The 16,110-nt window shown below is 53.5% G+C and carries 10 protein-coding genes, 1 tRNA gene and 1 pseudogene; 10 read left to right on the plus strand and 2 right to left on the minus strand.

The features are described 5' to 3' along the window. The first annotated feature begins 175 nt into the window (after positions 1-175). Positions 176-263 (plus strand) — tRNA-Ser (locus AC2FCQ_RS18780). Between the two features lie 126 nt (positions 264-389). Here AC2FCQ_RS18780 and AC2FCQ_RS18785 read toward each other — a convergent pair. Continuing rightward, a pseudogene (locus AC2FCQ_RS18785) lies at positions 390-819 on the minus strand (DUF4942 domain-containing protein); the annotation flags it as partial. Between the two features lie 913 nt (positions 820-1,732). On the opposite strand from AC2FCQ_RS18785, the gene tssB reads away from it, so the two are divergent. The 9 genes from tssB (at position 1,733) to AC2FCQ_RS18830 (ending at position 15,667) form a co-directional block, all read left to right on the plus strand. Continuing rightward, complete coding sequence (tssB, locus tag AC2FCQ_RS18790; RefSeq protein WP_490308717.1) at positions 1,733-2,230, plus strand: type VI secretion system contractile sheath small subunit; 498 nt, start codon at positions 1,733-1,735, stop codon at positions 2,228-2,230. Between the two features lie 34 nt (positions 2,231-2,264). Next, on the plus strand, positions 2,265-3,812 hold the full coding sequence (tssC, locus tag AC2FCQ_RS18795; protein ID WP_209632623.1) for a type VI secretion system contractile sheath large subunit: 1,548 nt from the start codon (positions 2,265-2,267) through the stop codon (positions 3,810-3,812). 17 nt (positions 3,813-3,829) lie between these two features. Then, a complete protein-coding gene (gene tssK, locus AC2FCQ_RS18800; RefSeq protein ID WP_490308716.1) occupies positions 3,830-5,170 on the plus strand; it encodes a type VI secretion system baseplate subunit TssK in 1,341 nt (446 codons plus the stop codon). Next, on the plus strand, positions 5,167-5,856 hold the full coding sequence (gene tssL, locus AC2FCQ_RS18805; RefSeq protein ID WP_490308715.1) for a type VI secretion system protein TssL, short form: 690 nt from the start codon (positions 5,167-5,169) through the stop codon (positions 5,854-5,856). Before tssK ends, tssL begins: the two co-directional genes overlap by 4 nt. Continuing rightward, positions 5,853-7,565, plus strand: a complete 1,713-nt coding sequence (locus tag AC2FCQ_RS18810; RefSeq protein WP_490308714.1) for an OmpA family protein — start codon at positions 5,853-5,855, stop codon at positions 7,563-7,565. Before tssL ends, AC2FCQ_RS18810 begins: the two co-directional genes overlap by 4 nt. Before the next feature lie 4 nt (positions 7,566-7,569). Further along, on the plus strand, positions 7,570-8,061 hold the full coding sequence (gene hcp / locus AC2FCQ_RS18815; RefSeq protein ID WP_024558534.1) for a type VI secretion system effector Hcp: 492 nt from the start codon (positions 7,570-7,572) through the stop codon (positions 8,059-8,061). 300 nt (positions 8,062-8,361) lie between these two features. Then, a complete protein-coding gene (gene tssH / locus AC2FCQ_RS18820) occupies positions 8,362-11,016 on the plus strand; it encodes a type VI secretion system ATPase TssH (protein ID WP_490308713.1) in 2,655 nt (884 codons plus the stop codon). Beyond that, complete coding sequence (locus tag AC2FCQ_RS18825) at positions 11,013-13,364, plus strand: type VI secretion system Vgr family protein (protein ID WP_490308712.1); 2,352 nt, start codon at positions 11,013-11,015, stop codon at positions 13,362-13,364. The genes tssH and AC2FCQ_RS18825 overlap by 4 nt, the downstream gene beginning before the upstream one ends. A 14-nt stretch (positions 13,365-13,378) precedes the next feature. Further along, positions 13,379-15,667 (plus strand): M23 family metallopeptidase, encoded by a 2,289-nt coding sequence (locus AC2FCQ_RS18830; protein WP_490308711.1) that lies wholly within the window; start codon positions 13,379-13,381, stop codon positions 15,665-15,667. Positions 15,668-16,049: 382 nt separating this feature from the next. On the opposite strand, the gene AC2FCQ_RS18835 is transcribed toward AC2FCQ_RS18830, so the two are convergent. Continuing rightward, positions 16,050-16,110, minus strand: a 61-nt coding sequence (locus AC2FCQ_RS18835) for an IS1 family transposase (protein WP_071528444.1), incomplete at its 5' end; no start/stop codon positions are given.

The following is a 16,110-nucleotide window of genomic DNA, read 5'->3' on the forward strand; positions in this document are numbered from 1 at the left end:
AAGCGTTTGATTAAAGTTTGTTTACCAATCTTTACCCTTAGTTATCATTGTTGCAACCTTAAGCGGGAGTTGATGGTTTCTTCAACGCTTGCGTGTCAAATGCTGGTTTTTCGTTCGGTTGAACAGTAATGGGCTTTACAAGCGGATCAGCTCTGTTTATAGTTCGGCTCGTTGCGGAGGGGTGGCCGAGTGGCTGAAGGCAACGGTCTTGAAAACCGTCGACGGGAAACCGTTCCAGAGTTCGAATCTCTGCTCCTCCGCCATTATTTAGCTCATGTTATTTATTAACATGGGCTTTTTTGTTTTATGCCATCCAGTATGCCAATTCCGCCTGCCTTGCGCTGGTAGCCATGAGAATACATTGGACAGGTTATCATTCACCTCCGGTTTCATCTTGTTGCCAGCGCTCCCGGATAATGTCTGGCGATAATGTCATTCAACTTATCAACCCGTTCCAGTCACTTAAATGTGATACGCGCCATTCCCTTCTGAAATTCTTAATAGAAAACGACTCATCCTTATAGCGGGTGCTGTGGCGCTCCTCATGGATATGTTCGCCCAGATGATGGGTAACATCGGGGCGGTTGTCGTGAATAGGTTGGCCATCGAGTATCATCGCATGCGCTCAAGATCGGCTAACTTGCCACGTTGCCAGCCCCAGTTGAGTCCAAATCCCCATTCGTCGTGTTCTACGACACCTTCCACAATAATCTTTTTCCCGAATATGCAGGGACTATTCGATTTGTAGTCCCCACTAAGATTTTTGAACATGTTGATAACGCTCTGCTCAAACACCCCTCCCTTGCTCTGATGGAGTTGTTAAAAGAACTGGGATGTTGGCTTCGCTGACGGTTCGGTCTGCATGTTTTGTCTCCATAAATAAAAATACCCGCCGGTTTAAGGGCGGGCGCTATGCGATGTTGTTAAGAGTGTTACTCGGGGAAATGGCGGTGTTAGCGTCAGGGATTACCAATCGAATAGGGCAAAGCCCGGCAGGGGTACAGACTGACAGGGTTCGAACTACTGAGGCGGCGGGGGATGCATCGATGCGCATAGTACCTTTTCAGTCGAAAGCACCGCATGCCGTTATCCTGGGAGCGCAGAGAGTGTGAATAGGAGAGTAGAATCGATATTCTTAGCCGGGTTGCACAACCCATGATTTCCTCACCCCCGTATGTTACGAAATAAATAAATTTATCTTAAGTAAAAGATAGCGGCCTTGCCGCTAAGTCTGTTCGTTGCATTTTTGCTTGCCCAGTTATGCGTGGCCTCTCATTTTTTTAAATAAAGCCTTAAATGAGACTTTTCTTACAACGTTGTCGTAAGTTATCCCATCTTGAACTTAAGTCAAACCGATCACTTTCTGAATACCCTTGCCCCATGCGGTTTATAAAGTATCTTCTAAGAAATCTCTTATTAATCAATTTGATGATCTATTTTTGTTAAATTAACTTTCTGTAATATCATGTTACATTTATTTATTTCCAATGACCCAGCTAACATTTCTACACTCCGGCAATAGGTATTTATCCGAAATCTTCCGGCTTCAGAAAAATGCTTAAAAACATTGTGTCATGCTCGCTGGTGAATGGAATGTGCCTGCTTTTGACCCTGGCTTTATTGAAGTCGCTGGGTGACGTAAGGGAAGAATTGCTCTGGCATTATTAATATTTCTTATTAATTTCACGGTGGCATTGACCATTTCTATATATTTCATAGAACAGGGACAGCCATGTCTAACTCCTATCAGTCCGAGATCCCCAAAGCGCGCGTCAATATCAAACTCGACCTGCATGTCGGTGGGGCGCAGAAAAAATTCGAATTGCCTCTCAAATTAATGGTGGTAGGGGATTACAGCAACGGAGCCGAGCAACGTCCGTTATCGGAGCGTGAAAAGGTCAACGTTAATAAAAACAACTTCGACAGCGTGATGGCCGAGTTTTCCCCTTCTGTAAACCTTTCCGTTGTAAACACGCGGGCCGGCGATGGCAGTGAGGAAAACGTCAGCCTTTCCTTCAATGAAATGAAAGACTTCGAGCCTGAACAGGTTGCCCGCCAGATACCCCAGTTAAAGGCGATGCTCGCTATGCGCAACTTGCTCCGCGACCTCAAAGCCAATCTTTTAGACAACCAAACCTTCCGTAAAGAGCTGGAAAAAATTCTGCTCGAACCAGCGCTGAGCGCTGAATTGCGCAGCGAACTGTCTGCTCTGGCACCGAAGCAAGCCTAGCGGTCGTGATGTTTAACGGATTAACGAAGAGAAAATGCTGATGTCTGTAAAAAATGAGAACGCCACGGGTGGCGAAAGCACCGTGCTGGAGCGTCAGGACGCGGGCAGTGTGTATGCCTCCCTGTTTGAAAAAATCAACCTGAACCCGGTGTCAGAGCTGAGTGCGCTGGATATCTGGCAGGACAACCAGGCGATGTCGGATGCGACCGCCGATGAGCGTCTGACTGCCGGGATGCAGGTCTTTCTGGAGTGTCTGACGAAAGCGGGTTCAAAAATCGAGAAGCTGGACAAAACGCTGATTGACCACCATATCGCGGAATTGGACTTTCAGATTAGCCGCCAGTTGGACGCAGTCATGCATCATGAGGCATTTCAGCAAACAGAAAGCACCTGGCGTGGGCTGAAATCCCTGGTCGACAAAACCGATTTCCGCCAGAACGTCAAAATCGAGCTGCTGGACCTGTCGAAAGACGATTTGCGTCAGGATTTTGAAGATGCGCCGGAGATTATTCAGAGCGGATTATACCAGCACACCTATACCGCAGAATACGACAGCCCGGGTGGGGAACCGATTGCCGCACTGATTTCTGCGTATGAGTTTGATGCCTCTGCGCAGGACGTCGCGCTGTTGCGCAATATCTCTAAAGTCTCAGCTGCCGCGCATATGCCATTTATTGGTTCTGCGGGCCCGAAATTCTTCCTCAAGGACTCGATGGAAGAAGTCGCGGCGATTAAAGATATCGGCAACTACTTTGACCGCGCCGAGTACATTAAGTGGAAATCCTTCCGCGAGACGGACGACTCTCGTTATATCGGTCTGGTGATGCCTCGCGTGCTGGGTCGCCTGCCGTATGGCCCGGACACCGTGCCGGTGCGCAGCTTCAATTATGTCGAGGAAGTGAAAGGCCCGGATCACGACAAATACCTGTGGACCAACGCCTCCTTTGCGTTTGCCGCCAACATGGTGAAAAGCTTCATCAACAACGGCTGGTGTGTACAAATCCGTGGCCCGCAGGCCGGTGGCGCAGTGAAAGACCTGCCGATCCATCTGTACGACCTGGGTACCGGTAATCAGGTGAAAATCCCGTCAGAGGTGATGATCCCGGAAACCCGCGAGTTTGAATTTGCGAATCTGGGCTTCATCCCGCTGTCCTACTACAAGAATCGCGACTACAGCTGCTTTTTCTCGGCGAACTCGACCCAGAAACCGGCGCTGTATGACACCGCGGATGCGACGGCTAACAGCCGCATCAATTCGCGTCTGCCATATATCTTCCTGCTGTCGCGCATCGCGCACTACCTGAAGCTTATCCAGCGCGAAAATATCGGTACCACCAAAGACCGCCGTCTACTGGAGCTTGAGCTCAACACCTGGGTGCGTGGTTTGGTCACCGAAATGACCGATCCGGGCGACGAGTTGCAAGCCTCTCACCCGCTGCGTGACGCGAAAGTGGTGGTGGAAGACATCGAGGATAACCCGGGCTTCTTCCGCGTGAAACTCTATGCCGTGCCGCACTTCCAGGTAGAAGGCATGGACGTCAATCTGTCACTGGTTTCCCAGATGCCGAAGGCAAAAGCGTAACGTAAGGCAGGAAGCCGATGAAAACGGAACAACCGTTATGGGGCAGGGGCATTATGGTCTCTCCCCAGCACTTCCAGCAACAGGCTGCGTATGCGGCCTGGTCTGCGGAAGGCATTGTCCGACTGGGATTATCACAGCCCTGGGGAGTGATTGATGCCACTTTTGAACCGGATGCACTGAAACTGGGCCGCCTGCAGGCCCGCCATCTGCACATCCGTTTCCCTGATGGCACGCTTATCGACACGGATAATGCTGACGACTTGCCACCGGTGCTGGCGCTTGAGGCGGAATCACAGGATGTGGTGGTGGTTCTGGTACTTCCGCTGCTGCGGGCAAATGGCGACAACTGCCTTAAACCCGATGAGGTGGCCGGGCGTCCTGTTCGCTATCGCCAGCGCTGGCGGGATGTCCGTAACATGTTCGGAGATGATACCCGCCAGATTGCGGTGATGCAGCCAGAGCTGATGCTGCGTTTCACCCATCAGAACAACAGCGATTACCTGACCTGCCCAGTCGCCCGTTTGCAGCAGGATTCACAGGGGGCGTGGCAACTCGATGAGACGTTTCTCCCCCCGCTCCTGACCATCCAGGGCAGCCGCTGGCTAGTGACCCAGTTGGAACAGCTGATGACGCAACTGCGTGCCCGTCTAAGTCGCCTGATGGCAATGCGCCGGGAAAGTAACGAGCGCATGGCAGATTTTGCCGTAGCCGACGTGTCCCTGTTTTGGCTGCTCAATGCCCTGAACAGTGCCGAACCCGTGCTTGGGCAGTTTCACCGTAATCTACAAACTCAGCCGGAGCGTCTGTATCCGGAACTGGCGCGCCTTGCCGGCAGCCTGCTGACGTTCTCATTGGAACATCAGGTGAACGCCATTCCTGCGTACCAGCATGAACAGTTGAATGCCGCTTTCCCACCGCTGTTTGATTTATTGGGCGACCTGCTGGAGGCCAGCCTGCCGTCGCGGGTGGTGGCGATTGAGCTTGAGCATGATACACGGCTTCACTTCTGGCAGGCCCGTCTGCATGACCCGCGGTTACGCGAGGGGGCAGATTACTACCTCTCCGTGCGTTCACCGATGCCGGTGGCACAGCTACAGGAACAGTTCCCGCGCCAGTGCAAGGTGGGCAGTCCGGATCATGTCAGGGGGATTGTTAACTCATCTAGAGTGGGGGTTCCGCTGACACCGCTTCGCCATGTACCAGCCGCCATTCCGCTGCGTCTGGAAAACCAGTATTTCAGCCTTGATGTGTCCCATCCGCTGGCCACCGACATGCTCCAGAGCGGCACCTGTATGTTTTATGTCCCGGGTATGCTCGGTGAGCCTGAACTTGAACTCTTTGCGGTACTGAGAACATGAGTGAGCGTAAGCGCGGCGCGGCCGCGTCCATTGATATTGATGCCCTGCTGCAGGACACCTGGCTGCAGGTGATCAGCCTGCGCCACGGCCCGCAGTTCCAGGAGGGGGAAGGGCGCGCGTTGTGGGAGCGCTGCATTGCTGATGTCGAACATGTGCAGCGTGAGCTGAAAGCGTGCGGACTCGATGAAGCCGGCTGCCAGCATATCCTCACCGCACAGTGCGCACTGCTCGATGAGGCGGTTAAAGGCCGCGGCGTGGAGGATGACGCCTGCGTACAGTGGTATGGCATTCCGTTGCAGGGACATTTCCTCGGCACCATGGACGCCGGTGACACCCTGTGTGACCGGATGCGTGATGTGCTGCGGGAACCGGCACTGGACAATGCCGTGCTGATCTGCTTCCAGCGGGTCATGATGCTCGGATTCCTAGGGAACTTCCGCTCCCTGAAAGATCCGGATCGCCAGAAGCTCGTCAACGCGCTCAGTGAACATGTCACGCCGTTCAGCTATCCACAAACCCATCCGGTACTGGCGGAAAGCCGTACCGGACGAGGAATGGTCGGCTGGCTAGCGTCATGGCCCGTACGTATTGGCCTGAGCGTGATTGTGATTGCCGCACTCTGGTGGGGCCTGGATCACTGGCTGACGCAGATGCTGCTGACCCTGCTGCCAGGAGCCGTGAAATGAGTCCTGCACAACAGCGCGGGCTTGCGCTGTGGGCAGGCCTGCTGAGTGTCGTGGTCTGCCTGGGTTTCCTGCAGGTCACCCGACTGGATTCTGTGCTCGTTCTGCTGGCGATACTGGGGCTTATCCTGGCGCTCTGGACTGTCGCCAGTCGTCGTGCGGAGCATCACGTCACCCTGTGTCTGGATGACCTCCCGGAAGCCACTTACCGCCAGCCTGTGGTGCTGGTCTGTGGCGATCTGCCGCTGACCTGGCCGCAGCAGTCACCGGTGCTCACGGTCACACAGGGATGCTGGATCCGCGTGGTGGATCATCAGGATCTGGAGCTGGCAGCCCGCCAGGTACTGTGGCTGCGACCTGACTGGGGGCGCCAGCTGTCGGTGATGGCCAGCGTCTGTCCGCAGAAACACGCCGACAGCGAAGCGCTTACCCGTCGCCTGCTGGCCTTGCGCTGGCAAATCAGCCAGTTGCGTAAAGAAACCGGTCATTCTGTGCCGCTGGTTCTGAATGGTCAGGTTGGCAGCGCAATGATGAATGACATGCTCTGGCAGGCAGCTATACAGGGAGAAGGGGTGAGGGGCTGGCGTGAGTCTTCAGCGCCGAGCTCAATCGCTGCATGGGTCACTACCGGTGGGTCGCCTGCGATGCAGCAACAGGTGCTGATGAATAGCCTGATGAGCTGGTTCCATCAGCACGTCAAAGCTGTCTTTATGGATGAGAACCCCGATGTTCCTGTTATTGCACCTACCGCGGTTCTGTGGGGAATGGGACCGATCCTTGCCGGAAGTCTGGCCACATCGGCCTGGACGGCGTGGCTTTCCCGCCACACTGCGATGCAGCAGGTGGCAGGCTGGCAGCCGTTGGGAACGGACAGTACCGTTATATCCCGCTTCCCGGATTTTATCCTGCCGCTGCTGCCCGAAGGACGGGGCCTGACGCCGTGTGGGCGTACCTGGCGTTGTGCGTTCGGGATTTTCACGCTGGCGGCCATTGCTGCGCTGGTCAGTACTGGCTGGAACAATCACCAGCTGCTGCAGCGTGTGAGCTTCGATATTGCCCGCTATGACCGTATCCCGATGCATGATTTCGGACCCAAAGCCGACGCCGTTGCCATCCTGCGTGACGATGCGGAGCAGTTGGATGGCTGGGCACGCAATGGCATACCGGTCCGGATGAGCCTCGGTTTATATCAGGGTGAGCGTCTGCGCATGCCAGTGCTGGATGCCATCCGCTCGTATGTTCCACCACCGCTACCACCTAAACCGCAGCCGAAGCCAGAACCGGTACCGAAAATTGTCCGCCTCGACAGCCTGTCGCTGTTCGACTCAGGCAAATCCGTGCTGAAAGCAGGCTCCACCAAAATGCTGGTGAACTCACTTGTTGGCATTAAGGCCAAAGCGGGTTGGCTGATTGTGGTGGCGGGTCACACCGACAACACCGGTAATCCGGCGCTCAATCAGGCGCTGTCCCTGAAGCGCGCCGAATCGGTGCGTAACTGGATGCGCGATACCGGCGATGTACCGGAAAGCTGTTTTGCGGTGCAGGGTTATGGCGAAAGCCGCCCTGTCGCAACCAACGACACCACGGAGGGCCGTGCGCTCAACCGCCGTGTCGAAATCAGTCTGGTACCGCAGGCCAATGCCTGCCAGATACCCGGCAAACACCCGGCGCCATCTCAGGATGATGGCGCATTACAACACAATGGAGAGTAACCCCATGGCAATTCCTGTTTATCTTTGGCTGAAAGACGACGGTGGCGCGGACATTAAAGGGTCGGTGGACGTTCAGGATCGTGAAGGCAGCATCGAAGTGGTGGCGCAGGAGCATAACCTGTACATCCCGACCGACAACAACACCGGCAAGCTGACCGGTACACGTATCCATACGCCATTCCTGTTTACCAAGGAAATCGACTCGTCCAGCCCGTATCTGTACAAGGCGGTGACCACCGGCCAGACCCTCAAGTCTGCGGAATTCAAGTGGTACAAAATCAACGACGCGGGCCAGGAAGTGGAGTACTTCAACACCAAACTGGAAAACGTGAAAGTGGTGAAAGTGAATCCTGAAATGTATGACATCAAGGATCCTTCTAAAGAGAAGCACAACCACCTAGAGCGCATTGAATTGCGTTACGAAAAAATCACCTGGACCTACAAAGACGGCAACATCATTCATTCCGATTCGTGGAACGAACGCGCTACTGCCTAAGTTACTCGTCATATTGCGCGCGGTAACGGCGTTGGCTGCGTTCGCTCACCCCGGTCACTTACCGCTGTAAGCTCCCGGGGATTCGCGAACTTGCCGCCTTGTTACCGCACAAACTTTTTAGAGTAACCACTCAGACGGGCAGTTCGCTCTGCCCGCTTTTTTCTTTGCTGAACGGCTGCGTGACGGACGTTGAGCAAAGAAACCCACAAACTGCCAGCCTGACCGTATGCGCTTTGGTCCCCTTCACGGGAAACAGCGATAGGCGGTAGCGTGTCCAGGAACCGACAAAGAGAGAAATTCATGGAAAATCCAGCCATCCTGTTGCGACGTCTGAACCCTTACTGTGCCCGTGCGATGGAAGGTGCGGCGTCGCTCTGCCAGACCCGCGCCCATGCGGAAATTTTGCCAGAGCACTGGCTGCTGAAGCTGTTAGAACAGGGGGAAGGTGACCTGACGGTGCTGGCACGCCGCTACGAATGGGATATGGATGCGCTGTGGCAGGATTTGCTGGGCTGGCTGGATTCACTTCCCCGCTCTGTTCGCAGTCGCCCGCAGCTTTCAGACAGTATTCAGACGCTGATGCAGGAAGCCTGGCTGATTGCCTCCCTTAACGACGAAGAGCACATCCGCAGTGTGCATCTGCTGATGGCGCTGGTCGATAAGCCTAAACTGGCGCGATGCGACGGGCTGTGGCCGCTGATGACGCTCGGGCAGAGCCAGCTTGAGCGTCTTCGCCCGCTGCTGGACGCGCAGTCAGATGAACGCCTGGATGTGCAACAGGAAGCTGAACTGGCACAAAACCACGGTGGTGAAGTGGAATTTATCGGACGTCCGGTTGGCGCTGAGATAATAGAGGGCGAACTAAGCCCGGCGCTGCAGAACGCGTTGGATAAATTCACCCTTGACGTTACCACCAAAGCGAAAGAGGGCAAGATCGACCCGGTCTTTGGTCGTGATACCGAAATTCGCCAGATGGTCGATATTCTCTCCCGCCGTCGTAAAAACAATCCGATCCTGGTCGGTGAGCCGGGTGTCGGCAAAACGGCACTGGTCGAAGGCCTGGCGCTGCGTATTGCCGAGGGCAACGTACCGGAATCCCTCAAACCGGTCAGCCTGCGCACCCTCGACCTCGGCCTGTTGCAGGCAGGTGCAGGCGTGAAAGGTGAATTTGAACAGCGTCTGAAAAACGTCATCGATGCAGTGCAGCAGTCGCCAGTGCCGATTCTGCTGTTTATCGACGAAGCCCACACCATTATCGGTGCCGGTAGCCAGGCGGGTGGCGCGGATGCCGCGAACCTGCTGAAACCGGCTCTCGCCCGTGGTGAACTGCGCACTATTGCCGCGACAACCTGGAGCGAATACAAACAGTATTTCGAGCGCGATGCAGCGCTGGAGCGTCGCTTCCAGATGGTGAAGGTGGATGAGCCGGATGACGACACGGCGTGTCTGATGCTCAGAGGCCTGAAATCCCGCTATGCGGAACACCACGGTGTACACATTAATGATGATGCCGTAAAAGCTGCTGTCACGCTGTCCCGTCGCTATCTCACCGGTCGCCAGTTACCGGATAAAGCCGTTGACCTGCTGGACACTGCCGCTGCACGTGTGCGTATGAGCCTCGATACGGTGCCTGAACACATTGTGCGCCTGAAAGCACAGCTGGCTGCACTGGCGCTGGAAGAGCAGGCACTGCTGGAGGATATTGCCGCCGGCAGTCACCGCCATGGTGACCGCCTGAGCGTCATTGAGCAACTGCGGACTGAATTGGATGCGCGAATTCAGGAGCAGGAAGGCCGTTTCACCAACGAAAAGGCGCTGGCGCAGCAACTGATGGCCAGCCGGCAGGACATCAGCCAGCAGGCTGAGATTACCGACCTGCAACAGCAGCTGGAGCAAGCGCAGCAGGGCGATGTGCTGGTTCAGGTGGATGTGGACACCCGTACCGTGGCCAACGTGATTGCCGACTGGACTGGCGTACCGCTCTCTTCATTAATGAAGGACGAGCAGACCGAACTGCTGGCTCTGGAAGATGAAATCGGCAAACGCGTGGTCGGGCAAGACGTGGCGCTCAACGCCATTGCGCAGCGCCTGCGCGCCGCCAAAACCGGCCTTACTTCGGAGAATGGCCCGCAGGGGGTGTTCCTGCTGGTCGGCCCGAGTGGCACGGGTAAAACCGAAACCGCACTCACGCTGGCCGATGTACTGTACGGTGGCGAGAAGTCGCTTATCACCATCAACCTATCGGAATATCAAGAACCACATACCGTTAGTCAGCTCAAAGGCTCACCGCCGGGCTACGTCGGTTACGGTCAGGGCGGCATTCTGACCGAAGCGGTGCGCAAGCGCCCGTACAGCGTGGTACTGCTCGATGAGGTGGAAAAAGCCCACCGCGACGTGATGAACCTGTTCTATCAGGTCTTCGATCGCGGCTTTATGCGCGACGGCGAAGGCCGCGAAATTGACTTCCGTAACACGGTCATCCTGATGACCTCCAACCTCGGCAGTGATCACATCATGCAACGGTTGGACAAACGGCCGGACGCCAGTGAAGGGGATTTGCACGAACTGCTGCGCCCGATATTGCGTGACCACTTCCAGCCTGCACTGCTGGCCCGCTTCCAGACGGTGATTTACCGTCCGCTGAATGAGCCCGCGATGCGCATCATTGTTGAAATGAAACTCGGACAGGTCAGCAAACGCCTGCACCGTCACTACGGCCTGACTACGCATATCGAAGAGAACTTGTACGACACCCTCACCGCCGCTTGCCTGCTTCTGGATACCGGTGCACGTAACGTTGACCGTCTGCTAAATCAGCAAATCTTGCCGGTACTCAGCCAGCAACTGCTGACTCACATGGCCGCGAAACAGAAACTACAGTCGCTATGCCTTAGCTGGAGTGAGGAAGAGGGTATCGGGCTGGAGTTTGACCGTACACAAGGAGTGCACGCATGAGCAGTAGTCCCCCGATCAGATTCAGCCACAACCATCATCAGTTGTCGGTGAAAGGATGTGAAGCAGAACTCGATGTGCTGGCGTTTGAAAGTGACGAAGCCCTGAGCAAGCCGTTCAGTTACCGTATTGAATTCACAAGCTCTAACCATGCCATCAGCAAAGAAATGATGCTGATGAAAGCCGCCTCCCTGACGCTACTGGCCCCGGTTGATCAGGGTTACGGCATCAAAATGCAGCAGGCCGTGCGAACCCTTCAGGGGGTGGTGAGCGGCTTTGAACGTCTCAATACCTCAAAAGATGAAACCCACTATGCCCTGACGCTCCAGCCACGCCTGGCGCTGCTTGACCGTTCGCATCAGAACGCCATTTATCAGGACATGTCGGTCCCGCAAATCGTGGAAAAAATCCTGCGCGGGCGTCACAACATGCGCGGCCAGGATTTCCTGTTCTCGCTTTCAAAAGAGTACCCGCGCCGTGAGCAGGTGATGCAGTATGGCGAGGACGACCTGCACTTTATCACCCGCCTGCTGGGCGAAATCGGTATCTGGTTCCGTTTTACCACCGACACGCGCCTGAACATCGACGTGGTGGAGTTTTACGACAGCCAGCAGGGTTACGAGAAAGGCCTGACTCTGCCGTCAGTACCGCCCTCGGGCCAGCACTCAAAAGGTGTTGACTCGGTGTGGGGGATGGAGAGCCATCACAACGTGGTGCAGAAGCAGGTCAGCACCCGTGATTACAACTACCGCCAGGCTACGGAAGACATGAACACCCAGGTGGACGCGACCCGTGGAGACACCACCACCTACGGCGATGCCTATCACTATGCGGACAACTACCTGACGCAGGGCAGTACCTGGGACCACAATCCGGCCCCGGAGTCCGGGGCGTTTTATGCCCGCGTGCGTCACGAACGCTACCTGAACGGCCAGACGCAGACTCGCGCCATCACCAGTTGCCCGACACTGGCGCCCGGGCAGGTGCTGAACGTCACCGGCGGAAATAAAGTAGCCGAAGTATTCAGTCAGGGTGTGGTCATCACGGCGATGCGCAGTCATGCGCGGCGGGATGAAGATTTTGGTGTCAGCTTCGACGGTATCCCGGACAGCGCGGATATTAGCTTCCGTCCCGAGCCGGGCAAACGCCCGCAGATGGCGGGGACCTTACCGGCCCGCGTCACCAGCACCACCGAGAACGACACCTACGGGCATATCGATAAAGACGGCCGTTATCGCGTCAACATGCTGTTTGACCGAGATAACTGGGAGACCGGGTTCGAGAGTCTGTGGGTCCGTCAGTCACGCCCCTATGCCGGGGATACCTACGGCCTGCACCTGCCGCTGCTGGCAGGCACTGAGGTGGCGATTGGCTTTGAGGACGGTAACCCGGACCGGCCGTACATCTCCGGCGTGCTGCACGATTCGGCCCACGGCGACCACGTCACCATCCGCAACTACAAACGTAACGTCCTGCGCACCCCGAGCAACAACAAAATTCGCCTCGATGATGAGCGCGGGAAAGAGCATATCAAAGTGTCCACCGAGTATGGCGGCAAAAGCCAGCTGAATCTTGGTCACCTTGTCGACAGTGAAAAGCAGAAGCGCGGTGAGGGTTTTGAGCTCAGAACCGACAGTTGGGGGGCGATTCGGGCGCAGAAGGGAATATTCATCAGTGCGGACGGCCAGGCGAAGGCGCAGGGGCAGGTACTGGAGATGCAGCCGGTAGTCAGCAATCTGGGTAATGCCCGGGAGCAGATGACATCCCTCTCCGATGACGCGCAGAGGGCGACCGCAAACCCGGCCAATCTCCAGGCGCAGATCAAACTGCTGGAACAGCAACTGACAGACCTCAAAAAATCGGTGCTGCTGCTCAGCGCGCCGGATGGTATAGCGATGACCAGCGGACAACATCTGCAGGTGTCTGCCGGCCAAAACCTGATTGCCACAGCCGGTAAAAATGCGGACGTCAGCGTGGTTAAAAATCTGTTCATCGGGGTGGGCAATGCCTTGAGCGTATTTGTGCGCAAGCTTGGCATCAAGCTGATTGCCAATCAGGGGGCGGTAAAAATACAGGCGCAGAACGGCCTGATGGAACTGCTCGCGCGCGGCGAGCTCAGCTTCACCAGTACCGAAGATGAAATCCATATTACTGCGAAGAAAAAAGTCACGATTAACGGGGGCGGAAGTTATATCACCCTTGATGCCAATGGTATTGAGTCTGCCACTCAGGGGGAGTACCGGACAAAAGCCGGGCATTACGGGCGAAAAGATAAGGCCAATGAGCCAAAAGACTTCCCGAATGTGGCACCTGAAACCACAGAACCTTCCAGTAACTTCAGCTTTTCCTGACAAGGAGTCACAACATGATTATCAGTCCTCCATTTCTGAGAGAGAAAGATGCCACACAGTCTGACGCAGACTGGATTGAAGCGATGATGCCTGTCAACTCTCGCCGGGGATATCCTCTCAATGCATCAGAGTCCTGGCATGGGGGCATCCATATATCACATACGGATGCAGGCACAACGTCGGAGAAAGTGAGGGCAATCGCTGACGGGACCGTGGTGTCGTTCCGCAAGCCCTCTCCGCCAGAGAAAAGAGATCAGTTCCCACTGAAGTATGCCCCTATCAGGGGAACGGATGATGGCTATGTTTTATTGAAACATGAGACAGAAATAGGTTCCGGAGAGGAGAGTAAGGTAGTTTTTTACTCTCTGTATATGCATCTGAAGTTTCTGGAAGCAGAGATAAAAACTGACGCCAAAATCTACCGTAAAGATCCGCTAGGCTCCTCCGGAATGACTGACGGCCAGAATGAATTTCACTTCCAGGTTTTCTGCGATGATGACAACATCAGTAAACTGACGGGACGAAAAACGAAGGAACTGGATATTTCGAAAGACGGTCGCACCGATGCGGTTTACGGTGATATCCATTTTTATCTGCCAGCAGGAACAAAATTTTATGACAAGCCTCCGGCAGATAACAGTACTTCCATCACCGGACTTTGTGAACGCTATACCAGCAATGCGCCTCTGTATGCCAGCATGACTCTGGCACAAGGCAACTGTACGATGGTGACCCGGAAAAAAAATACGCAAATTGACGGTAAGTATGATCTGCTGGGTGAGCCGCTGGTTAACGTCGATGGTGAAGACTACGAATACAATCTTTATAAAACTGCTATGCGGAATTATAAGGAGAGCCCCAGCGCCGGGTTTGAATTGCTTCGTTTTGGCCGGGTTATCAATACGGATAATGAAACACTGGTGCCAGCAGACGCGCCATTATGGATGACGATCAGTTATCCGGGGGGAACTGGGGTGGTAAATCTTGCCGATCCCAGCATTAAAAAGTTTAGCGATGCCGATTTTCCTCACTGGACGGGATGGCTGCTGGTTGATGATGACAAAGATACCCACAGCCAGTGTAATTCGACGATCATCAGAAAGTTACAGGAAGAGGGCAGGTACGAGGCTCAAAGTGACAGACTTATTTGCTGTTTACCGTTCGAATGGGAAAAAAGCACTATTGATGACAGGTATAAATGGTTGATGACCGGTCTGCCCTGGGAGAAGTGCACATCGGAAAATACGGCAACGTGGAAGATGCCAGGCACGCAGGAATCTAAGGATCGGGTACTCATGAGTGAAGAGGATTATGGCAAGTTTAAACAGCACGCAGAAGCGCTATGTTTTGATTCCGGAACTCTCGGGAGCGGAAAACTGTGGCATTTTGAGTCAAAGGTGTTTATTTCCCATTTTCGTAAATGTAACTGGCTCAGTCGAGAAGAATTTAAACAAGTTGTACCTCGTAATATAATCAGGCCTTCGGGTTCTCGCTATAGTTGGGAGCCAGTCACGTTTCATGAAGGTGACACATCTGTTTTCTCAAGGCATTATCCAATGCTGAATAAGATGTTTAGAAAATATTGTATAAACACACCTTCCCGGTTGGTGAGTTTTTTAGGGAATTCAGTACAGGAAACTAAATGGCTGAGTGTAACTAGAGAAGATTATCGTTATTCTGCTACAGACGAAAATGGGCATAGATACCATTATAACATTTGGTATTTTCCTTGGTACGGCAGGGGGTTCTTACAGTTAACTAACCCTGATAATTTTTATAAATATTTTACATATCGTGGAAGAACATTTAATAAAGATGTTCGGGACGAATTGGTCAGTGACTACAGAAAGGTCCAAGGAGATCGTGCTCTCAGGGAACGGGAAAAAAGATTAGATAACAGGGTTTTATATGATAGACAACATCCTGGACTTGAGCCAGAAGTGGTGTCTTGGCGTGAAGATGTCGATATTGGAGTATTCGACCCGGCCGATAGCGCAGGATTTTATTGGTCATTAGCTGGTATGGCAAAATATGCCGATGAGACTCATGAACTACAGCGACAGGCTGTGACTGCAGGGCATGGTATTAGGATCTATTATCGTAGCCCAGCATTCTGGCGGGCGAGTGCAACAGTGAACTTGCCAGGAGCTATCAGCAGACGAAATTATCAAGGGATAAATGGATTTATAGAACGTTGCTGTGCATATACTTGTGCTTTGGCTGTGTTGACAGAAATAAAATTCCCAGACGAAAACAATGCGTTTACTTTAGATAAACCTGAAGGGATTGTGTTAAGGAGATAAGAGATGAAAATTAAATATTTTGCTTTTTTTATATTTTTTATTTGTAAGTTCGCTTTTTCAGATATTAATCCTGAAATAAACATACCCTCTGATTTTAATAGTGATAAATTCATAGTAAGAGAAATTAATGACAATTCGTCAGTTTCCTACAATACTGTAGAGTCTAGCGGTTGTAGTAATATAAAATTTAAAGAATATGAGTCTTCCTCTAAAAATAAAGTAAACACAGAAAGTGATAATTCCGCGGACACATTCCCGGTCAATACTTGGGTCTGTTTATCGTCCGATACTATCTACGGTAACGGGTATGACAGAAGTATGAATGAAAGAATTGTTTATTCGAGAAGTAAATCTTTATGGGTTAAAGGGTAATGACTCCAACTTATTGATAGTGTTTTATGTTCAGATAATGCCCGATGACTTTGTCATGCAGCTCCACCGAT

Source organism: Serratia sp. CoH_134_PS_4 (assembly GCF_058190535.1).

Bases quoted from the DNA above. Each gene is read 5' to 3' on its own strand.
- tssB (WP_490308717.1), top strand. From the start codon at position 1,733: ATGTCTAACTCCTATCAGTCCGAGATCCCCAAAGCGCGCGTCAATATC.
- tssC (WP_209632623.1), top strand. From the start codon at position 2,265: ATGCTGATGTCTGTAAAAAATGAGAACGCCACGGGTGGCGAAAGCACC.
- tssK (WP_490308716.1), top strand. From the start codon at position 3,830: ATGAAAACGGAACAACCGTTATGGGGCAGGGGCATTATGGTCTCTCCC.
- tssL (WP_490308715.1), top strand. From the start codon at position 5,167: ATGAGTGAGCGTAAGCGCGGCGCGGCCGCGTCCATTGATATTGATGCC.
- AC2FCQ_RS18810 (WP_490308714.1), top strand. From the start codon at position 5,853: ATGAGTCCTGCACAACAGCGCGGGCTTGCGCTGTGGGCAGGCCTGCTG.
- hcp (WP_024558534.1), top strand. From the start codon at position 7,570: ATGGCAATTCCTGTTTATCTTTGGCTGAAAGACGACGGTGGCGCGGAC.
- tssH (WP_490308713.1), top strand. From the start codon at position 8,362: ATGGAAAATCCAGCCATCCTGTTGCGACGTCTGAACCCTTACTGTGCC.
- AC2FCQ_RS18825 (WP_490308712.1), top strand. From the start codon at position 11,013: ATGAGCAGTAGTCCCCCGATCAGATTCAGCCACAACCATCATCAGTTG.
- AC2FCQ_RS18830 (WP_490308711.1), top strand. From the start codon at position 13,379: ATGATTATCAGTCCTCCATTTCTGAGAGAGAAAGATGCCACACAGTCT.